Here is a 21,036-nt window from a genome sequence, read left to right on the forward strand (position 1 = left end):
GAGAACGTGGGGCTTCCACGGTCCGGTACGAGCGTCCGGATGATCGGCAGTGTGGCACAACTCCCCGGTGGTTGTTGAGAGTTCACGTTCCCCTACCGGGAAGTAGCCGTCCCCCAGGGAAACTTCGTGAAGAAGCGGTGAAACTCTCCAGGCTTCAAGCTCTTTGCTCTTCTCGGGCGGCTGTGGGAGGAACAGGATCTTGAGCAACAGAATGATCATCATGCGCACGCGCCTGACCACGTGTGCGCAGTGGGAAGGCACCGACTTGTCCCAGCATCCCCCCACCCGCCGCCGCCCCGGCGGCAGAGCGGCTTCCCTGCTCGCCCCGGCGCTCGCCGGGGCCCTGATCCTCGCCTTTGGCCCGGCAGTCCAGGCCGCACCGACGGACGCCGACCCGCAGGCGTATCCCGCCGGCGCGTACCTCGTCCAGCTCACCGACCGGCCCGTGGCCACGTACTCCAGGACCGCGCCCGCCCAGGGCGAGCGGCTGGACACGCGGTCGCAGGCGGCACGCGACTACGTCGGCCACCTCAACCAGGAACGCGACAAGGTGCTGGACGAGGTGCGCGGCGTCGAGCCGCTGTACACGTACCAGTACGTGCTGAACGGGTTCGCCGCCGAGCTGACGGCCCGCCAGGCGACCGAACTGGCCCGCACGCCGGGCGTGTTGTCGCTGACGCGCAACGAGATACGGCAGGTGGCCGACGGCGACACGGCGGCCGTGTCGAAGGCTGTGGCCGGGGAGCGCGCTCGAACCGAAGCCCGTGCCGCCAAACCTCGTGGCACCACCCTCCCCGTCCCCGACACCGCGCGTTTCCTGGGCCTGAAGGACCCCGCCGGCCTGTACGCGAAGACCCCCGGCGGGCAGCGCAACGCGGGCGAGGGCACGATCATCGGTGTCCTCGACTCCGGGATCGACACCGAGAACCCGTCGCTGCGCGCCCTCTCCGAGCCCCGCCCCGACGCCGGGATCATCGCCAAGAAGTGGAAGGGCGCCTGCGACCGGGGCGCCGACACCGCGCACCAGGTCACCTGCAACAACAAGGTGATCGGCGCCCGGTACTTCAGGGAGGGCGTCCCGAACCCGACGTCGGCCGACTGGGCGTCCCCGAGGGACTCCGACTCGCACGGCACGCACACCGCGACCACCGCCGCCGGCGACATGGACGTGCTCGCGCACGTGCCCGACACCGCCATCTCGGGCCGTATCTCCGGGATCGCCCCGGCCGCGCGGATCGCGGTGTACAAGGTCTGCTGGAGCGTCGGCTGCACGACCGTCGACACCGTCGCAGCCTTCGACAAGGCCGTGTCCGACGGGGTGGACGTCATCAACTACTCCATCGGCAGCAACGCCCTGGCCGCCACCCCGGAGTACACGGCGATGTACAACGCCGCCAAGGCGGGCGTCTTCGTCGCCGCCTCCGCGTCCAACTCCGGCCCCGGCACCGTCCGCAACAACGTGCCCTGGGTGACCACGGTGGCCGCGTCCACCCACGACACCGGGTACCGCATCACCGTCACCCTCGGCAACGGCAAGGAGTACGAAGGGTCCGGCATCAGCGACCGCGCCGTACCGTCCGCGCCGCTGGTCGACGCGGTCGACGCCGCCAAGGCCGGTGCCGACCCCGCCCAGGCCGAACTGTGCCAGCCGGGCACCCTCGACCCGGCCAAGGCCAAGGGCGCCGTCGTGCTGTGCGAGCGCGGTCAGTCCGTCAGCACGGACACCAGCATCGAGGTCGAGTCGGCGGGCGGCGTCGGCATCGTGCTGTACAACCCGAGGCCGGTCCAGGACCGGCTGACGTACAGCTACCCCCTCCCGCGCGTGCACCTCGACAACGTCGCCGGTGCCGCCGTGAAGGCGTACGCCGACGGGCCCGGCGCCACCGTCCGGCTGAGCGCGGCGCGGGCCGTCGAGCAGCGGGCCCCGCAGATCACCGCGTTCTCGTCCGGCGGCCCGAACCCTGTCACTGACGACCTGCTCAAGCCTGACATCGCGGCCCCCGGCCTGGACATCGTCGCCGGTACCACCCCGGGCGGGGACAACGGCGGTTTCAAGGGCGAGCAGGGTTTCGAGTCGGGCACCTCGATGTCCACCCCGCACATCGCCGGCCTCGCCCTGCTGCTGCGCTCACGGCACCCCGACTGGTCCCCCATGGAGGTCAGGTCGGCCCTGATGACCACGGCGACCACCACGGACCGCGCGGGCGACCCGATCCGGCGCACCGGCGCCGACACCCCGGCCACGCCCCTCGACTACGGCGCCGGACAGGTCGTACCGAACCTCGCCGACGACCCCGGCCTGGTCTACGACTCCACCTCGGCCGACTGGACGGCGTACAACTGCGCCGTGGTGGGCAGCCCGGTGACCCCGGGCGACTCCTGCGCCACCGCTCGAAAGATCGAGCCCAGCGACCTCAACTACCCGACGATCTCGGTCGGTTCCCTCGCCGGGAAGCAGACCGTCACCCGTACCGTCACCAACGTCAGCGGCACGACCGGCGTCTACACCGCCGAGCTGCGCGCGCCGCAGGGCTACCGGGCCGAGGTGTCGCCGAGGGAACTGGTCGTCGAGCCCGGCGCGTCGGCGACGTACCGGGTCACCTTCACCCGCACCGACGCCGCGTACGGGGACTGGGCGTTCGGCTCGGTCACCTGGAGCGACCAGCACTACCACCAGGTCCGCAGCGCCGTCGCCCTGCGCGCCACACCCCTTGCCGCGGCGGACACCGCGACCGGCGCGGGCGCCACCGGATCGGTCACCCTCACCCCGAAGCCCGGCTGGGACGGCACCCTCACCACCACGGTGAACGGCCTCTACGGGAGCACCACCAAGACGGGCACGCTCACCGGCACCAACCCGGACTTCGCCCCCGGCCAGTCGCCGCTGCCGGCCGCCACGGTCAAGACCGAGATCACCGTCCCCGAGGGCACCGAACTGGCCCGTATCGCGATCCAGTCCGCCGACCACCTCGACGGCAGCGACCTGGACCTGTGGGTCCTCGACAAGAACGGGAACAACCTCGTCGACCTCGTCGCCGGCAACGACGAGCACGTCGACCTCACCACGCCGGGCACCTACGTGGTGTACCTCAACCAGTACGCCCTCCCGGCGGGCGCGACCGGCCAGCCGTACACCCTGCGCACCTGGCTGATCGGCAAGGGCACCGAGCCCGACCACGCCGCCACGGTCACTCCGGCCCAACAGCCCGTGACCCTGGGGACCTCCGCCGAGGTCGCCGTCTCCTGGCAGGACCTCCCGCCCGGCCGTACCTACCTCGGCCTGGTCGGCTACGGGAACGGCACCGCTCCCGTCGGCAGGACCCTGCTGACCGTCACCTCGTGAACGGGGTCCGGCCCCGCCGCCCGTGCGGCGGGGCCGGACGCCTCGCTCAGCCGATCGTGGCTGGTGTGCTGAGCACCCGGTCGTGACCGGCGCGGCGTACGGGCCCGGTGAGCCGGAGGGTTCCGGTGAGGCGGATGTCGGCGCTGGAGGCGCCCAGCATGACGGTGATCTCGCCGGGTTCCACGATGCGGTGCATGGCGGGGCCGGTGTAGGCGAGGCGGTCGGTGTGCAGGCGGAAGGTGACCCGGCGTTCCTGGCCGGGCGCGAGGGCGACGCGGGCGAAGCCGGTCAACTGGGTGACGGGCCGGGGGAGTTGGGCGACCGGGTCGGCGGTGTAGAGCTGGACCACTTCGGTCCCCTCAAGGTCGCCGGTGTTGCGGACGAGGCAGCTGATCTCGACCTCGCCGTCGGTCGGTATCTCGGCGGCGCCGAGGGTGAGTCCCGCGTAGGCGAACTCCGTGTACGACAGCCCGTGCCCGAAGGGGTAGGCGGGCGTGGGATCGAGGTTGCTGACGCCCCGGCTGTTGCCGCCGAGGGGCGCGTGCAGATAGGTGCCGGGCTGGCCGCCCGCCGTACGCGGCACCTGCACGGGAAGCTTGCCCGACGGGGTGACGCGGCCGGAGAGGACGCCCGCGAGGGCGGGCCCGCCCTCCTCGCCGGGGAAGAACGCCTGCACGATCGCCGCCGCGCGGCCGGTGTACGCGCCGAGCGCGTAGGGCCGCCCGGAGACGACGAGGAGGACGACGGGCGTGCCGGTGGCCAGGAGCGCCTCGACGAGTTCGCCCTGGACGCCGGGGAGCGCGAGATCCTCCACGTCGCAGCCCTCGCCGGACGTCCCCCGGCCGAAGAGCCCGGCGAGGTCGCCGACGACGGCAATGCAGACGTCCGCCCGCTCGGCCTGCTCGACGGCCGCCGCTATGCCCGTGCGGTCGATGTCCTTGACCGGGCAGCCCTGTTCGTACGCGATGCGGACGGTGGGCAGTTCGCGGGCGAGGGCGTCCAGCAGGGTCGGCGTCTCGATGCCGTTGCCGTGGCCGGGGTGGTGGGGCAGGACGTGGTTGGGGAAGGAGTAGCAGCCGAAGAACGCGTTGGGGTCGTCGGCGCTCGGCCCGACCAGGGCGACGGACGCGGTGCCGGGGGCCAGGGGCAGCAGGCCGTCATGGTTGTCGAGCAGGACGACGCTCCGCTCGGCGAGTTGGCGGGCGAGCGCGCGGTGCGCGGGCGGGTCGAGGTCGATGGGTTCGTCGAGGCCGACGTCCGGCGTGTACCCGGCGTCGAGGAGCCCGAGGTCGGCCTTCTGCCGCAGGACGCGGCGTACGGCGCGGTCGACGAGGTCCTCGGGGACGGCGCCGGAGCGGACGAGGTCGGCGAGGGGATCGCCGTAGCAGAGGGTGTCCGGGAGTTCGACGTCGATGCCGGCGGCCAGGGCGCGGGCGCCTGCCTCGCCGTCGGTGGCCGCGATGTGGTGCGTCGTCCGGAGGAACGCCACCGACCAGTAGTCGGAGACGACCGTTCCCTCGAACCCCCACTCCTCGCGCAGGAGTCCGGTGAGCAGCCCGGCGTCGGCGCCGGCGGGCATGCCGTCGACGTCGGCGTAGGAGTTCATCACCGAGCGGGCGCCGCCCTCGCGGAGCGCGGTCTCGAACGGCGGCAGGATCACGTCGGCGAACTCGCGCGGGCCCATCGAGACGGGGGCGTGGTTGCGGGCGGCCTTGGACGCCGAGTACCCGGCGAAGTGCTTGAGGGTGGCGATGATCCCGGCGGACTCCAGACCGCGTACGTAGGCGGTGCCGGTCGTCGCGACGAGGTACGGGTCCTCACCGAGGGTCTCCTCCACGCGGCCCCAGCGGTAGTCGCGCACGACGTCCAGGACGGGGGAGAGGCCCTGGTGGACGCCGACGCGCCGCATGCTCGTGCCGATGGCGCGGGCCATGCGCTCGACGAGGGCGGGGTCGAAGGCGGCGGCCCAGGCGAGGGCGGCCGGGAAGACGGTGGCGCGGTAGGTGGTGAACCCGGTCAGGCACTCCTCGTGCGCGAGGGCGGGGATGCCGAGCCGGGTGCCCGCCATCAGCTCCCGCTGCGTGGCGGCGAGCAGGCGGGCGCCCTCGGCCGGTTCCACCGGCTTGGTGCCGAACGGGCGGGTGAGGTGGCCGAGGCCGTTCTTGCGGGCGTCGGCGAAGTCGGTGTGGCGGGCGAAGACGTCCTGCATCGGGGCGACATTGCCGCTGACGTGCTCGACGCCGGGCCAGGCACTGCCGAGCTGGGCGAGCTTCTCCTCCAGGGTCATCTCCGCGAGGAGGGCCTCGACCCTGTCGTCACGCGGGCAGGCCGGATCGGCCCAAGGAGTGGTCATGGGTGCGTCCTTGAGGTGGGAGTTCAGGAGCGGACGGGCGGCGGCGCTGTGGAGGACCGCACGACGAGCTGGGTGGCCAGCTCCACGCGGTGGCTGTCGAGAGGTTCACCGGCCGCCAGCCGCAGCAGGGTGCGCAGGGCGGCCCGCCCGATCTCGGCGAAGGGCTGGCGGACGGTGGTGAGGGGCGGCGCCGAGGTCGAGGCGGCGGCGGTGTCGTCGAAGCCGACGACGCTGACGTCCTGCGGCACGCGCAGGCCGTGGACACGGGCGGCCTCGATGACGCCGAACGCCGCGAGGTCGTTGGCGGCGAACACGGCCGTCGGCGGGTCGGGCAGCGCGAACAGCTCCAGCGCCGCCTGGTGGGCGGGGGCGAAGCGGAAGTCGCCCCGCTTGATGAGGGCGGGGTCCGGGGTGAGGCCGGCGCCGGTGAGGGCGGCCTGGTAGCCGTGCAGGCGTGCGGTGTTGCACAGGGCGTCGTGCGTGCCCTCGATCATCGCGATACGTCGGTGGCCGAGCTTCAGCAGGTGCTCGGTGGCGGCCATGCCGCCGCTGAAGTTACTGGCGCCGATGCTCGGCACGCTGTCGTCGGGGACGTTCATCGGGTCGATCAGCACCAGCGGGATCTCCGCCTGCGCGAACTGGGCCCGCTGCCGCGCGGTCAGTTCGGACGTCACGAGGATGACGCCCTCCCGGCCCGCGCCCGTGATCCGCCGGGCCCAGGCGGCGCCGAGCGGGTCGTCGGGCGCCGTACCGATCACGACGTCGACACCCGCCTCAGCAGCCGCCTCGGTGACCCCCTGGGTGATCACCAGGTTGTTGGGGTTGACCAGCCGGTCGAAGGTGAGGTCGACGATCCGGACGGGGGACTGCGCCCCGCCGGGCCCCCGGGCGACGTAGTCGTGCTCGACGAGGAGCCGCTCGACGCGCGCGCGGGTCTCCGGCGACACGTCGCTACGGCCGTTGACCACCTTCGACACGGTGGCCACCGACACCCCGGCCGCTTCGGCGACGCCGGTCAGCGTGGTCCGGCTCCGCTCGACGGCTCTCTTCGCCATGCTGGTCCTTTCGAAGACTTACGGGGACGTTAGCGCAAGCTTTCGGCCCGGTCCAGAGGTGTCCTCCGCATGAATATTTACGACGCCGACACCTTGACCCGGCGAAAACGCCCCCCTAATTTATCGGCGATGCAGCGCAGGGGTTTCGAAAAGTTTCGCTCGGGCCCCCTGGAGAGCCGAAGGAGCTCAACGATGACCGTCCGAACTCTCCGCACCACCCTGGCCGTGACCACGGCGGCCCTGGCCCTGACCGTCTCCGCCTGCGGCAGCGGCGGCCGGACCACAGCCGGCGGCTCCGGCGGCGGCGCCCTCGCCTGGGCGCTGACCCAGGGCTCCGAGACGACCTTCCGGGCCTCCGCCACCGAGTGGAACAAGACCCACCCCGACAGCAAGGTCGACTACCAGTTCTTCCAGAACGACCCCTACAAGCAGAAACTGCGTACGGCCGTCGGCGCCGGCAACGGCCCTGTCCTGTTTGAGAACTGGGGCGGCGGCGTCCTCAAGAACTACGTGGACGCGGGCAAGGTCGCCGACCTCACCCCCGACCTGGACCAGAACCCGGCGTGGAAGGACCGCCTCTTCCCCACCGTCCTGAAGTCCACCACCTTCGACGGCAAGACCTACGGCGTCCCCGTCAACGGCGTCCAGCCCGTGGTCCTCTACTACAACAAGCAGCTGTTCGCGAAGGCCGGCGTACAGCCCCCGAAGACCTGGGACGACCTGCTGACCGCCGTCGCGAAGCTCAAGGCGCAGGGCATCGCCCCCCTCGCCATGGGCGGCGCCTCCAAATGGCCCGACCTGATGTGGCTGGAGTACCTCGTCGACCGCGTCGGCGGCCCCGAGGCCTTCGCGGACATCGCCGCCGGGAAGAAGGGCGCCTGGTCCCAGCCGGCGGTCCTCAAAGCCGCGCAGCTGATCAGGGACCTGGTGGACGCGGGCGGCTTCGCCAAGGGCTTCACCTCCGTCACCGCCGACACCGGACAGGCCGAGGCCCAGCTCTACACCGGCAAGGCCGCGATGATCCTCCAGGGCAGCTGGGCCTTCGGCACCATGAACACCGGCTCGCCGAAGTTCGTCTCCGAGGGCCACCTCGGCTGGACGGCCTTCCCCGCCGTCACCGGCGGCAAGGGCGACGCCACGAACATCGTCGGCAACCCGGCCAACTTCTTCTCCGTGTCCGCGCAGGCCGACGCCAAGGAGAAGAAGACCGCCGTGGCGTACCTCAAGGACGGCGTCTACAACGACACCTACATAGACAGCCTCCTCAAGAACGGCGACGTCCCGCCCGTCAAGGACCTCGACGCCAAGCTCAAGACCGCCGACAACGCGGACTGGGTGTCGTACGTCTACGGCCTCACCCGCGACGCGAAGAACTTCCAGCTCTCCTGGGACCAGGCGCTGTCCCCGGAACTCGGCAACGAACTCCTCACCCGCCTCGACCAGCTCTTCCTGGGCCAGCTCGACGCGCGGAAGTTCTGCGCCGCCATGGACGAGGCGGCGGCGAAGTGAGCACCACGGCCACCCGGCGGGACGGCGGACCGCCGTTCGCGATGGCGCTGCCCGCGCTGCTCCTGTTCACGCTGTTCGCCCTCGCGCCGATGGCGATCGTCGTCTACCTCAGCTTCACCCGCTGGGACGGCCTCGGCACCCCCGCCTGGACCGGCCTCGACAACTGGCACACGGCCCTCACCAGCGACGTCACCCGCCACGCGCTGTGGCTCACCCTCAAGATGATGGTGATCAGCTGGGCCGTACAGACCCCGATCAGCCTCCTGCTCGGCGTCTTCGTCGCCGGGAAACAGCGCTACCGGGCCCTGCTCGCCGTCTTCTACTTCGTCCCGATGCTCATCTCCACGGCCGCCATCGCCGTCATCTTCAAGAACCTCCTCGACCCCAACTTCGGCCTCGGCGCCTCCCTCGGCCTGTCCCTGCTCGACCAGAACTGGCTGGGCGACCCCGAACTCGCCTTCTACGCCGTGGTGTTCGCCATCAGCTGGCAGTTCGTGCCGTTCCACACGCTGCTCTACCAGGCCGGGGCCCGCCAGATCCCCGCCTCGCTGTACGAGGCCGCCTCGATCGACGGCGCCGGGCGCGTCAAGCAGTTTTGGCACATCACCCTGCCCCAGCTGCGCTACACCGTCGTCACGTCCTCGACGCTCATGACCGTCGGCTCGCTCACCTACTTCGACCTCGTGTTCGTGCTCACCGGCGGCGGCCCCGGCTACGCGACCCGGCTCCTCCCGCTCGACATGTACATCACCGGCTTCCAGAGCAACGACATGGGCCTCGCCAGCGCCGTCTCCGTGGTCCTCGTCGCGGCCGGCCTCCTGCTCTCCCTCGCCCTCGTCCGGTTCTCCGGCTTCAGCCGGATGCGCAGCCAGCAGGCAGGTGCGTGATGACTCTCCTCACCGATGCTCCGTCTTCTGTGAAGATCTCCGCCGGGCCGCCGCCGGGCCGCTTCTCCCGGCTGCGCCGCACCAACCCGCTGGGCGCGCTGGGCGGTCTGCTCTGGCTGGTCGTCGTCCTCGTCCCCGTGTACTGGGTCGTCGTCACCAGCCTGCGCACCCGCGAAGGCTTCTTCGAGGCCAACCCCCTCGCCGTCCCGACGGACCCGACCCTGGACAACTACCGCCAGGTCCTCGACAACGGCTTCACCCACTACCTCCTCAACAGCGTCCTCGTCACGACCGGCGCCACCGCGCTCACACTGTCGGTGTCCTTCCTCGCCGCCTACGCCATCGTGCGCGGCACCGGACGCGCCCTGCGCTGGGCGTTCAGCGTCTTCCTGCTCGGCCTCGCGATCCCCCTCCAGGCGACGATCATCCCCGTGTACTACCTGATCGCCAAGGCGAACATGTACGACACCCTGCCCGCGATCGCCCTCCCCTCGGCGGCCTTCGCGATCCCCCTCACGGTGGTCATCCTCGTCAACTTCCTGCGGGACATACCCGACGAGCTGTACGAGTCGATGCGCGCCGACGGGGCCGGGCACTGGCGCATGCTGTGGAGCCTGGCCCTGCCGCTGTCCCGCCCGGCTCTCATCACCGTCACCATCTACGACGCGCTCAACGTCTGGAACGGCTTCCTCTTCCCCCTGATCCTCACCCAGAGCCCCGACAAACGAGTCCTCCCGCTCTTCGTCTGGAGCTTCCAGGGCGAATTCACGATCAACGTCCCGGCGGTCCTGGCGGCGGTGGTCCTCTCCACACTGCCGATCCTCGCCCTGTATGTGGTGGGGCGCCGGCAGCTCATCGGGGGGATGACGGCGGGGTTCGGGAAGTAAGAAGTAAGGGGAAGGCCGTCAGGGCGGCTCACCGGTGTTCTCCGGTGGGCCGCCCCCGTCCCCTACGGGAGGGAGTCGAGGCGGGGCATTCGTCGGCCTGACAGGATGGGTGCGTCCGGCTCGGTTCCCGTGTTCTGGAGGTTCTGTGCGTGCAGGTGTCGTGGTTGCCGCTCAGGCCGGTGTGGAGGAACTTGCCGTGCGGGCCGAGGAGTTGGGGCTGCGCAGTTTCTGGGTGAACGATACGCCGATGGTGCACGGGGACCCCTTCGTCGCCCTGGCCCTGTGTGCGAAGGCCACCCGGCGGATCCGGCTCGGTGTCGGCGTGACCTCCCCGGCCCTGCGGTCGGCGCCCGCCTCGGCCAGCGCCTTCGCCAGTCTCAACGCCCTCGCCCCGGGCCGGATCATCTGCGGGGTCGGCACGGGGAACACGGCCCGGCGGACGCTGGGGATGCCGCCCACGACGGCGGCCGTACTGGAGGACTTCACCGCCGCTCTGCAAGAGCTGTGCGCCGGACGCCCGACCACGTACCGCGAGGGCGACCGGGTCCGCGAGATCCGGTTCCTGCACGCCGGGCAGCAGGTGAACACCGCCGACGCCATCGAGTTCGCCGTCGCCGCCCTGCACGGCCCGAAAGCCGCCGCCGTCGCCGGACGCCGTGGCGCGGGGCTCATCTCCTTCGGCCTGCTCGACCCCGCCGGCTGGCACGCCCTGCACGAGGCCCGCAGCCGAGCGGCCCACCCCACGCCGGACACCCCCCACGCGTACGCCGTCACTGCCCTCCACCTGCTGACCGACGGCGAGGCCCCCGACAGCGACGCCGCCCGGGACGCGACCGGGCACCTCGTCCTGTCCCTGCTGGACTTCGCCGCCGACACCCCGGCGATGGCGGACCGACTCGGCCCCGAAGTACGCGAAGCGGTACGGAAACTCCTCGACCGGCGCGGCACCACAGCCACCGCGCCGGACCGGTACACCAAGCTGTACCCGGGCTACCTCGGCCGCATCGCCCCGCAGGACCGGGACCTGATCCTCCCGGAACTGATGAACACGCTGGCCCTGGTCGGCACCCGCGACGACCTCCGTACCCGTATCACCGCGCTCGAACGGGCGGGCGTCACCGACCTGTTGATCCAGCCGGTGATCGACCCGCCCGCAGAGATGGCCCGGCTCGCCGGACTCCTGGTCTGAGCGCCTGAGGACTACGACCAGGGCAGCACCAGCGCACCCCAGGCCACGATGGGCCCGAAGGCGACGATCGCCCCGGTGTAGCTGATGACCTGCCGGTAGAAGCGCCGGGGGTCCACGCCGCGCGCGTTGCTGAGGACGAGCGCCCCGTTGGTGGAGAAGGGGGACGTGTCGACGATCGTCGTGGAGACGGCGAGCGCGGCGATCAGCCCGGCGGCGCTGAGGTGGCTGGAGAGCAGCAGCGGGACGGCGATGGGGATGATCGCGGTCAGGATCGCCGTCGAGGAGGCGAACGCGGAGGTGATGGCGACGGTGAAGCACAGCAGCAGCGCGACGAGGAGCGGCGCCCCCAGATTCGCGGCGTGCTCGGAGATGTTGTCGATGACGCCGGCCTTCTCCAGCATCGCGATGTACGTCATCATGCCCGCGACCAGCAGCAGCGTGGACCAGCTGATCCCGTCCACGGCCTTCTCCTGCCGCTTCATGTCCACGAGGGCGAGCAGCGTGCCGGCGGCCAGCGCGAGGAAGCCGATCTCCAGGTGGAAGCCGAGCGCGCCGATGACGAGTCCGGCCAGCGAGGCGAGGGTGAGCCACTGCCGCCAGTCCGGTCTGGCGGATATGTCGAGATCCTCGTCACCGGCGTGCTCCGCGTCCTCTTCGAGCAGCGGCGCCGGACGCTTGGCGAGCAGCACATAGGTGAGGATCGCCAGCACCAGGTTGATGGCGAAGCTCGCGCCGAACAACGTCACGGCGGAGACGTGCAGTTCGGTCTTGTCGACGAGGCCGAGGACCAGCGCCCCGGAGACGGCCAGCGGGGAGAACGCGCCCGCGTGCCCGCCGCTGATCACCATCATCCCGACGACCAGCGGGTTGAGCCGGTAGCGGTGGGCGAAGTTCATGCCGATCGGCGCGAGGATCGCGACCGCGGCCGGCGTGAACGTGCCGAACGCCGTCAGCAGCGCGGCCACCAGGAACAGCACCCAGGGGATGAGCTGCACCTTGCCCCGCACCAGCCGTACCCCGGCCGCGACGAGCCAGTCGATGGTGCCGTTGCGGCGGGCGACGGAGAACAGATAGGTGACACCGACGATGGTGACGAAGAGCTTCGCCGGGAACCCGTCGAAGATCTCGTCCTCGGTGAGGCCGAGCGAGGCCGTCCCGACCGTGAAGGTGGCGACGAAGGCGAGGATGCCCAGGTTGATCGGCAGCACGGTGCCGACCACGAACATCACCAGCAGGGCTCCTACGGAGATCACTTCAGCAGACATCTTTGTCCTTGGTGCGGTGGGGAACGGGACATGCGGGTGTCGAGGTACGGGCCGCTGGGGACCGGCCCGACCGAGGTGACGTTCGTGGCGGCTCAGGCAGCTCGGGAGCGGCCGGTGTCCGGTACGTAGATGCGCGCGTCGGCGAGCAGCCGCGCCGCCCGCTGCACGGTGATCCGGCGCGGCACGCCGTCCTGCTGTACGTCGGTGCAGCGCACCGCGACGACACCGGCGGGCGTGCCGAGCCGCAGCCACTCGGAGGTAGGTCCGCCGGTGACCCCCGAGACCACGGACCCGTCGAGCAGCCCGGCCGCCGCGACGGCGACGGCGGAGGTCAGCCCGATCGCGGGGTGCGGCGCGTTCATGCTGAGCATCCGCACCGACACGTCGTACTTCCCGGCACCGACCGCGTCCCCGAGGGTCGTCGTGTACGGCACCGGCGGCCCGACCAGCCCCACCTTGGGCACCGCGTCCCCGGGTTCCGCACCCGGCGCGAGCAGCCCCATCAGCGGCGCGGCGGCATGACGGACGGCCCGCAGCCAGGGCACGTCCGCGCCCACCCGCTCCAGCGACTCGGCGCCGGTGCGCCCGGCCCGTACGGCGTCGACGAGGACGACCGGCGCGCCCGCCGTCACCATGCTCACGCGCACCGGCTCCTCGCCGACCGGCAGATCCTGGACGGCGTGCCCGGTGGGCAGCAGCGCGCCTGCCGGATCGCGGAAGGTGAGGCCGACCGCGACCCCGCCGGCCCGGGTGCCGGGCACCGTCTGGCGGCCGAAGTGGTGCACGACGCCCCCGAGGGTGTCGACGAGCCCTTCGAGGACCGCGCCCGTGTTGGTGTTGCGCATCACCACGCGCGTCTGATCGCCGGTGACCGGAACCAGTCCCTTGCTCACCGCGTACAGGGCGACGCCGGTGGCGCAGTTGCCGCAGTTGCTCGTCCACTCCACCGTGCCCGTCCCGATCCCGACCTGGGCGAACAGGTAGTCGACGTCGACGCCGGGCTCGGGCGAGACGCCGACCACGGCGGCCTTCGACGTGGTGGGGGTCGCCCCGCCCACCCCGTCCAGCTCGACGGGGTCGGTGGCGCCGTACGCGGAGACCAGCAGCCGTTCGAGGTCGGCGCGGTCGGCGGGGACGTCGACCTGGTTGAACAGCCAGCACTTGCTCGTGCCGCCACGCACCAGGGTCGCGGGAATGTGCACGTCGGAGACTCTTCCTGAAGCGGTGGAGGGAGGGAAGGGGATCGCGGCGGCGGTTACGGCGGTGTTGCGTGCCGGTGAACCGCTCGGCGATTGCGGAGACCTTCGCAGAGGGACGACTTCGGAACAATCGCAGTTCGCTTCACCAGGGTTTAGCTCAGCTAAAGTCGTCGGCATGCTCAACGTGCGCCGCCTGCTGCTCCTCGCCGAGGCCGCCGAGCGCGGTTCGCTCACCGCTGCGGCGGAGGCCCTCGGGATGACGACCTCCGCCGCCTCCCAGCAGATGTCCTTGCTGGAGCAGGAGGCGGGCCAGCCCCTCGTCGAGCGGCTGCCGCGCGGGATCCGGCCCACTCCGGCGGGTGCCGCCCTCGCCGAGCGGGGCCGGGCCATCCGCCGCGAACTCCGCGCCGCGCAGGCCGACTTGGACTCCTTCACGGCCCTCGACCAAGGCACCCTGCGGCTCGGTTCGTTCCCCACGGCGAGCGCGTCCCTGCTGCCGCTGGCGCTCACCCGCTTCCGCCGCCGCCACGCCGGTATCCGCATCGAGGTGCGTGCGGGTGTCCTCGCGGAGCTGCGGGAGATGCTGCACACCGGCGAGGTCGAGCAGGGGCTGCTGTGGGACTACGAGTGGAACCGCCTCGACGATCCGGCGCTGGCCCTCACGCACCTGCTGGACGATCCGACGGTGCTGGTCGTCCCCGCGGATTCCCCCTTGCGCACCCACCCCTCGGTACGCCTCGCCGACCTCGCCGACCAGGAGTGGATCATCCGCGCCGACAACCATCCCGTCGCGGACGTCCTGCGCCGCAGTTGCCGCCGGGCGGGGTTCGAGCCGCGTATCGCCTACTCCTCGCACGACTATCAGGAGGCCCAGGCGATGGTCGCGGCCGGTCTCGGCATCGCGCTCGCGCCGCGCCTGGCGCTGACGAGCCGCCGCAGCGACGTACGGCTCCTGCCGCTCGCGGCGGATGCCCCGGCGCCGACCCGCCGTATCCTCCTGGCCCGCGCGAGGGCCCGTCCGGCGACGCCGCCGGCTCAGGCGATGGCTCGGGTGCTGCGGGCGGTGGCGCAGAGGTTTACGGCGCCGGATCTGGACAGGGCTCAGCTGGGGGCGGTTCGCAGGGGCTGAGGGGCGGCCGGGCTGCTGATCGGCTGTATGCCGGGGCACCTGGCGGCGGGGTGGCGGCAAGGGGATGGAGACAAGGGGTAGCGGCAAGGGGGTGGAGACAAGGGGTGGCGACAGGGGGCGGCGACAAGGGGGTGGCGGCAAGGGCGGCGACAAGGAGGCGCGGTGGCAAGGGGGTGGCGGCGAGGGGGTGGCGGCGAGGGGGGGAACGGCAAGGCGCGGCGGTAAGGAGGCGGCGGCCAGGGACGGCGACAGGGGGGAGGCAAGGGGGTGGCGGCAAGAGGGCGGCGACAAGAGGGGGCGGGAACGCCTGGGTCGCCGGGCGCGGTTACGGCTTTCCGGTGCGGTGTCCCCTCAGTAGACCGACACCCCGTACGCGTTCAACGCCTCCTGGATCGGCTGGTAGTACGTCGTTCCTCCCGAGGTGCAGTTCCCCGAGCCGCCGGAGATGATCCCGAGGACCTTGTCGCCGGCGTAGAGCGGGCCGCCGCTGTCGCCGGGCTCGGCGCAGATGTTGGTCTGGATCAGGCCGGACACGACGTCGCCGCTGCCGTAGTTGACGGTCGCGTTCAGCCCGGTGACCCGGCCGCAGTGCACGCCGCTGACGCCTCCCCGGTGGCAGACGCTCTCGCCGACGTACGCGGTCGCGGCGCCGGTGATGTCGACGGTGCCGATGGTGCCGGGGTGGGGGACGGACGTGTTCGTGTAGCGGACGATGCCGAAGTCGTCGACGGGGAAGCGGGTGCTGACGGTGGTGCCGGCCACGGTGCTTCCGGCGGCGTCGGTGTACCAGGTGGATGTGCCGTCGGTGCAGTGACCTGCGGTGATGAAGTAGTACGCGGTCCCTGCCTGCACGTTGACACCCACCGAGCAGCGCCAGGCGGACGTGTAGATGCCGTCGCCGCCGGACAGGAGCGTCCGCAGCGGCCCGCCGAGCCGCTCGACGCTCGCGGAACGGCCGGTGGCGCGCTGGATGCGGGCCAGGTCCGGGGCGGTGACGGTGGGGTCGGCGAGGACGTGGAGCTGTCCGGTACGGGGATCGGGGACCCAGGCGGTACCGGCTACGTCGAGGGCCTGGACGGTGGTGGTGGCGTGGGCCGGGGTAGTGGCGGCTGTGCCGGGTATGGCGGTGGTGGCGCGGGCGGGGGAAGCGGCGGCTGTGCCGGATATGGCGGAGGCGGCGCGGACGGGGGAAGCGGTGGCTGTGCTGGGTGCGGAGCTGGTGGCGTGGGCCGGGGGAGCGGTGGCCGTGCCGGGTACGGAGCTGGTGGCCGCGCCCGCGTTCGTCACCCCGAGGCCGGTCACCGCGAACAGGCTCAGCACGGAGGCGAGTAACCACGTACGTCGGACGGCGAAGCGCTGTGCTCGGATCACGGGAGGCTCCCTGAGGACGTGCGTGGCGCGGCGTCCTCAGTGTGCCGGGCCGGGGGTGGGGGTGGGTAGAGGGGCTTCGGCCGAAGAGCACGGCGGCGCCGGACGGGGTATGGCTGCCCCGACGCCCGACGCCCGACGCCCGACGCCCGACGCCCGACGCCCGACGCCCGACGCCCGACGCGAACTCGCCTCGCCGCTGCCGGAGTTGCCCACGCGCCGTCAGGGGATTCCTGGCCGCCTGCCCCGAGTCCGCGAGGGCCTCGCGCCGGTCAAGAGGTCTCCGCCCTCCGGCCGGTCAGGAGCCCCGTGCTTTCATGCCCGAGCCCGTCAGGAGCCCCGTGCTCCCGTCAAGAGGTCTCCGTCCTCCAGCCCGTCAGGGAGCCCCGTGCTTTCGTGTCCGAGCCCGCGAGGAACCCCATGCCCCCGCGCCCGGCCCCATCAGGACGTCCGCGCCCTCCGTACCCGTGTCCCCCCGTCCACCACCAGATCCGCCCCCGTGACCCACCCCGCCTCCTCCGACACCAGCCACATCACCGCCTTCGCGACGTCCTCGGGCTCCCCGAAGCGGCCCAGCGGGAGCCCCTCCGCCGTCCCCTTCTCCCAGGCGAACCGTGCCATCTCGGTGCGGGTCAGGCCGGGGGAGACGGAGTTCACCCGTACCCCCGGCCCCAGTTCGCCCGCGAGTTGCTGGGTCAGCCGCAGGAGCGCAGCCTTGCTGACGCTGTACGCCCCGACGCCGGCCCCCACGTGGGTCGCGCCCTCCGTGCAGATGTTGACGACGGTGCCGCCGTGCTCGCGCATCCACTCCCGCCAGGCGCACTGCGTGAGCCGCAAGGGCGCTTCGACGTTGACGGCGAAGGCACGGGCCCACTGCGCGGGGTCGGCGTTCATGAGGGGGCCGAGGGGCTGGTTGGTGGCGGCGTTGTTGACGAGGACGTCGAGGCGCCCGTACTCGCGCAGGGCGAGGGAGACCAGCCGCGCGGGGAGACCGGGGTCGGCGAGATCGCCGGGGAGACCGACCGCGTCGAGGGAGTCGGCGGTAAGGCGGACCTCGGCGGGGTCGCGGGCGGTGACACAGACCCGCGCACCGGACGCAGCGAGCGCACGGGCGACGGCGAGCCCGATGCCGCGGGTGGCACCGGTGACGAGGGCGACGCGGCCGGGGGAGGGAGAGGAGGGCATCGCCGCACAGTCTCATGATGGACCATCAGTTAACAGTGCTTGACGGGGAGTTGAGCTGGACACGGGACTAAGCGGGAGCCGCGACACAGGCCACCGGCACCAGGCGATGCCGGACCCGGGCCGCCCCTGTCCGGCCAACCGGCGTCCTCCGGAGGGAAGTTACGTCCGACGCCGGAACAAGTCGGCGCCACACGACCGGCCGACAACCCGCGTCGCCCCGCTCCCGCGTCGCCCCGCTCCCGCGTCGCCCCGCTCCCGCGTCGCCCCGCTCCCGCGTCGCCCCGCTCCCGCGTCGCCCCGCTCCCGCGTCGCCCCGCTCCCGCGTCGCCCCGCTCCCGCGTCGCCCCGCTCCCGCGTCGCCCCGCTCCCGCGTCGCCCCGCTCCCGCGTCAGCGCCACCCCTCAATCCACCGCCCCCAACGGCGAGTTGCGCCCGGCGACAAGGTGCAGAACCGTCCGCCAGTCCTCCAACACCCCCGCGTCGAACCCGGCGGACCGCGCCTCCTCCGCGGCATGCGAGAGGCGTGCGAGGTCGTCGTCCGTGTGGTGGCCGGTCCAGGGGTGGTGGCGCAGGAGCGCGGCGACGCGCGGGCCGAGCAGGGGGCGTACGGCGTCGGCGGCGCGGTGTGCGGGGTCGGTGGGGCGCAGGAGGCGGCCGACCGGCTGGACCAGGCCCGCGAGCTGGAGTTCCTTGTCGGCGGGGCGGGTGCGGCGCAGCAGCGCGGCGGTCCGCAGGGCGTGGTCGTGGAGATCGACACCGGCGTCCCTGATGCGCGTACTCCCGGTCTCCCGCACCCCTTTGCAGGCGTACAGCAGATCCATCAGCTCCTCCACGCTGCGCAGCTCCATCCGTCGGTCCTCCCGCGAGACAGCCGGTGCGCGAGCCAGCACAGCATGGCGACCTTGCGCCCGAGCCAACGGCACCTGAACTGCGCGGCGAGACCTGCGGGGTACGCCGAACGGGTGAACTGCGAAGAGCTTCCCGGCGTCAACCGACGAGGGATGACATCGGGGTGACGTCCCATCGTTACGTCAAATTTTCAGCGCTATCGAGCGGACCCCCGCTCATTTGGTTACTCTAGGGCTCGGCGGACAGCAGTACCGGGATCCCATCGTCCGCCGTGGGGCTGGCCGGTCATCACGGCCCGCTCTCCCAGGAGTTGCCGGCGCCACCGCGTCCGAGCTGCATTCGAGCAAGACCCGAGGGTGCGTCAGACGCCGGACCGTACAGTGGTCGGCACGCCCCGAGGGTGACCCGACACATAAGGAGTGCGCGGTGACACCGGAGAAGACGAACCTCGAACAGCCCCCGAAGGAACGTACGGAGAGCTCGGGCCGCAGGCCCGGAGAACTCGGCAGCCTGGACGTGTGGGCGCACTCGGCCCCCATCCGTCTCGCGGGCTACGAGGACGACCTGGCCGAGCCGCACATCCTCCCCAGCGTCGACTGATACGACCGCATGGGCGTGCCCCCCTTCACGCCCATGCTCCCCCTGTAGTACGAGGGTCCCCTTCGTCACTTGCCTAAAGGCTTTAGGCAAGCCCATAATCCCTTCAGGCGTGCTGCTCCAGGCATGCCAGGTGCAGAAGGGGTACGACGATGGCGCGCGTGGGACTCACCCCCGACCGGCTGATCCTCGCGGGCGCGGACCTCGCCGACGAGGCCGGCTTCGAGAACGTCACCCTCTCCGCGCTCGCCCGCCACTTCGACGTACGGGTCGCGAGCCTGTACGCGCACGTCAAGAACTCCCAGGACCTGAAGACAGGCATCGCCCTGCTCGCCCTGGAGGAACTCGCCGACCGAGCCGCCGACGCCCTAGCGGGCCGCTCCGGCAAGGACGCGCTCGTCGCGTTCGCGAACGTGTACCGCGACTACGCCCGCGCCCACCCCGGCCGCTACACCGCCGCGCGCTTCCGCCTGGACCCCGAGACGGCCGCCGCGAGCGCCGGCGTACGGCACTCCCGGATGACCCGAGCGATCCTGCGCGGCTACGCCCTCACGGAACCCGACGAGACCCACGCCGTACGCCTCATCGGCAGCGTCATGCACGGATACGTCAGCCTGGAGGAGGCCGGCGGATTCGCCCACAGCCAGCCCGACGGCGAGACGAGCTGGCTCCGCATCCTCGACGGCCTGGACGCGCTGCTGCGCAACTGGCCGAGCGGCGAGGGCGGTTGAGCGGATGACTGCACCAACACGCCCGCCTGACCGGCGAAGTTGCCCGACCATGCCGCTGCGCCGCCCCAACTGGCCGCCTGGCAGCGGCGATCGACCACGCTGCTGTGCCGATACGGCTGGCCGCCTGGCAGCGAGGATCGCCCATGCCGCCGTACCGCCTCAACTGGCCGACCGGCAGCGGCGATCGACCGCACCGCTGTGCTGACACAGCCGACAGACCGGCGACGGAGACCGGCCATGCCGCCGTACCGCCTCAACTGGCCGACCGGCAGCGGCGATAGACCACGCCGCCCCAACCGACCCACCCGCGAAGAAGGTTGACCGTGCCGCAGTACGAAACCCCCGTCACCGCCGACCTGATACGCGGCGCCCTCGACCTCGAACCCACCCCGGACGGCGGCCTGATCCCGCACCGCCTGCCGCCCCGGGCCCGCGCCCAGAACACCGACCCCCAGCTCGCGGCCGTAGAGGTCCAACCCTCCGGCGTACGCGTCGTGTTCCGCACGAGCGCGACCGAGATCGAGCTGGAGGTCGTCCCCACGAACCGGGTGTACGCCGCCGCCCCGCCCCGCCCGCCCGCGCGCTACGACCTCGTCGTGGACGGCGAGTTGACGGCTCAGGCAGCCGCGACCGGCGGCCACACACTAACGATCGACATGGTCACCGGCGCCACGGAATTCACCGAGGGCCCACCAGGAACCGTCCGCTTCACGGACCTCCCCGACCGCCCCAAGAACATCGAGATCTGGCTCCCGTACGCCCAGAAAACCGAACTCCGCACCCTCCGCACGAACGCCCCCATCGAACCGGCGACCCCCTCCACCCGCAAACTCTGGCTCCACCACGGCAGCTCGATCAGCCACGGCACAGACGCGGCGAGCCCCACGGCGATCTGGCCCGCAGTAGCAGCCCGCCTCGGCAACATCGACCTCCTCAACCTCGGCTTCGGCGGCAGCGCGATGCTGGACCAATTCACGGCCCGAGCAATCCGAGACACCCCCGCCGACCTGATCACCCTGAAGATCGGCATCAACATCGCAAACGTGGACGCGATGCGCATGCGAGCCTTCGGCCCAGCGGTCCACGGCTTCCTGGACACAATCAGAGACGGCCACCCCAACACGCCGCTCCTGGTGATCTCCCCGATCCACTGCCCCATCCACGAAACAACCCCGGGCCCAGGAGCCCTGGACACGAAGGCGTTCGCGGAGGGCAAACTGAAGTTCCTGGCAACGGGAGACCCGGAGGAGGCGGCAAGGGGCCGCTTGACACTGGTGACGATGAGGGAGGCACTGGAGCGGATAGTAGGCGAACGGGCGCAGGAGGACGACAAGTTGGCGTACCTGGACGGCCGAGAGCTATACGGCCCACAGGACAAGGACTTGCCCCTACCGGACGACCTGCACCCGGACACGGAGACGCACAGGAGGATGGGCGAACGCTTCGCCGAACTAGAGATCTTTAATGGTGGGGGTTACGTCGGGTCGTGA

At 71.7% G+C, this 21,036-nt stretch carries 16 protein-coding genes; 9 read left to right on the forward strand and 7 right to left on the reverse strand.

Going from position 1 to position 21,036, the window contains the following annotated elements:
* Nucleotides 1-220 precede the first annotated feature (220 nt).
* Nucleotides 221-3,343 carry a S8 family serine peptidase gene (locus tag J8M50_RS49700; RefSeq protein WP_100216887.1) on the forward strand — a complete coding sequence of 1,041 codons (3,123 nt, stop codon included), beginning with the start codon at nucleotides 221-223 and terminating at the stop codon, nucleotides 3,341-3,343.
* 46 nt (nucleotides 3,344-3,389) lie between these two features.
* On the opposite strand, the gene J8M50_RS19175 is transcribed toward J8M50_RS49700, so the two are convergent.
* Both J8M50_RS19175 and J8M50_RS19180 read right to left on the reverse strand, forming a co-directional pair.
* Nucleotides 3,390-5,696, reverse strand: coding sequence for a beta-xylosidase/alpha-l-arabinosidase (locus tag J8M50_RS19175; protein WP_010358299.1), 2,307 nt, complete (start codon nucleotides 5,694-5,696; stop codon nucleotides 3,390-3,392).
* 23 nt (nucleotides 5,697-5,719) lie between these two features.
* On the reverse strand, nucleotides 5,720-6,751 hold the full coding sequence (locus tag J8M50_RS19180; protein ID WP_010358298.1) for a LacI family DNA-binding transcriptional regulator: 1,032 nt from the start codon (nucleotides 6,749-6,751) through the stop codon (nucleotides 5,720-5,722).
* Nucleotides 6,752-6,943: 192 nt separating this feature from the next.
* Between J8M50_RS19180 and J8M50_RS19185 the strand changes: the two genes are divergently transcribed.
* From J8M50_RS19185 to J8M50_RS19200, 4 genes are all read left to right on the forward strand, one after another.
* Nucleotides 6,944-8,260: an extracellular solute-binding protein gene (locus J8M50_RS19185; RefSeq protein ID WP_010358296.1), complete on the forward strand. Its 1,317-nt coding sequence runs from the start codon at nucleotides 6,944-6,946 to the stop codon at nucleotides 8,258-8,260.
* Between the two features lie 41 nt (nucleotides 8,261-8,301).
* Entirely contained in the window at nucleotides 8,302-9,147 is an 846-nt protein-coding gene (locus J8M50_RS19190) for a carbohydrate ABC transporter permease (protein ID WP_078481258.1), read from the forward strand.
* Complete coding sequence (locus J8M50_RS19195) at nucleotides 9,147-10,034, forward strand: carbohydrate ABC transporter permease (RefSeq protein ID WP_010358293.1); 888 nt, start codon at nucleotides 9,147-9,149, stop codon at nucleotides 10,032-10,034. The genes J8M50_RS19190 and J8M50_RS19195 overlap by 1 nt, the downstream gene beginning before the upstream one ends.
* 145 nt (nucleotides 10,035-10,179) lie before the next feature.
* On the forward strand, nucleotides 10,180-11,223 hold the full coding sequence (locus J8M50_RS19200) for an LLM class flavin-dependent oxidoreductase (RefSeq protein WP_029184417.1): 1,044 nt from the start codon (nucleotides 10,180-10,182) through the stop codon (nucleotides 11,221-11,223).
* An 11-nt stretch (nucleotides 11,224-11,234) separates the two neighbouring features.
* Here J8M50_RS19200 and J8M50_RS19205 read toward each other — a convergent pair whose 3' ends face one another.
* Both J8M50_RS19205 and J8M50_RS19210 read right to left on the reverse strand, forming a co-directional pair.
* On the reverse strand, nucleotides 11,235-12,476 hold the full coding sequence (locus tag J8M50_RS19205; protein WP_010358291.1) for an SLC13 family permease: 1,242 nt from the start codon (nucleotides 12,474-12,476) through the stop codon (nucleotides 11,235-11,237).
* 104 nt (nucleotides 12,477-12,580) lie between these two features.
* A complete protein-coding gene (locus J8M50_RS19210) occupies nucleotides 12,581-13,690 on the reverse strand; it encodes a PrpF domain-containing protein (RefSeq protein WP_010358290.1) in 1,110 nt (369 codons plus the stop codon).
* A 172-nt stretch (nucleotides 13,691-13,862) separates the two neighbouring features.
* On the opposite strand from J8M50_RS19210, the gene J8M50_RS19215 reads away from it, so the two are divergent.
* Nucleotides 13,863-14,816, forward strand: a complete 954-nt coding sequence (locus tag J8M50_RS19215; RefSeq protein ID WP_010358288.1) for a LysR family transcriptional regulator — start codon at nucleotides 13,863-13,865, stop codon at nucleotides 14,814-14,816.
* Between the two features lie 351 nt (nucleotides 14,817-15,167).
* On the opposite strand, the gene J8M50_RS19220 is transcribed toward J8M50_RS19215, so the two are convergent.
* From J8M50_RS19220 to J8M50_RS19230, 3 genes are all read right to left on the reverse strand, one after another.
* Nucleotides 15,168-16,187, reverse strand: a complete 1,020-nt coding sequence (locus J8M50_RS19220; RefSeq protein WP_010358284.1) for a trypsin-like serine protease — start codon at nucleotides 16,185-16,187, stop codon at nucleotides 15,168-15,170.
* A gap of 438 nt (nucleotides 16,188-16,625) precedes the next feature.
* Nucleotides 16,626-17,369, reverse strand: a complete 744-nt coding sequence (locus tag J8M50_RS19225) for an SDR family oxidoreductase (RefSeq protein ID WP_010358283.1) — start codon at nucleotides 17,367-17,369, stop codon at nucleotides 16,626-16,628.
* 401 nt (nucleotides 17,370-17,770) lie between these two features.
* Entirely contained in the window at nucleotides 17,771-18,217 is a 447-nt protein-coding gene (locus J8M50_RS19230) for a hypothetical protein (protein ID WP_010358280.1), read from the reverse strand.
* A 427-nt stretch (nucleotides 18,218-18,644) separates the two neighbouring features.
* Between J8M50_RS19230 and J8M50_RS19235 the strand changes: the two genes are divergently transcribed.
* The 3 genes from J8M50_RS19235 to J8M50_RS19245 all read left to right on the forward strand — a co-directional run bounded on the left by J8M50_RS19235 (nucleotide 18,645) and on the right by J8M50_RS19245 (nucleotide 21,036).
* Nucleotides 18,645-18,818 (forward strand): hypothetical protein, encoded by a 174-nt coding sequence (locus tag J8M50_RS19235; RefSeq protein ID WP_010358278.1) that lies wholly within the window; start codon nucleotides 18,645-18,647, stop codon nucleotides 18,816-18,818.
* A 149-nt stretch (nucleotides 18,819-18,967) separates the two neighbouring features.
* Entirely contained in the window at nucleotides 18,968-19,546 is a 579-nt protein-coding gene (locus J8M50_RS19240) for a TetR/AcrR family transcriptional regulator (protein WP_010358276.1), read from the forward strand.
* A 323-nt stretch (nucleotides 19,547-19,869) separates the two neighbouring features.
* On the forward strand, nucleotides 19,870-21,036 hold the full coding sequence (locus J8M50_RS19245) for a GDSL-type esterase/lipase family protein (protein WP_010358274.1): 1,167 nt from the start codon (nucleotides 19,870-19,872) through the stop codon (nucleotides 21,034-21,036).

The organism is Streptomyces acidiscabies, from assembly GCF_020010905.1.
Lineage (GTDB): Bacteria > Actinomycetota > Actinomycetes > Streptomycetales > Streptomycetaceae > Streptomyces > Streptomyces acidiscabies.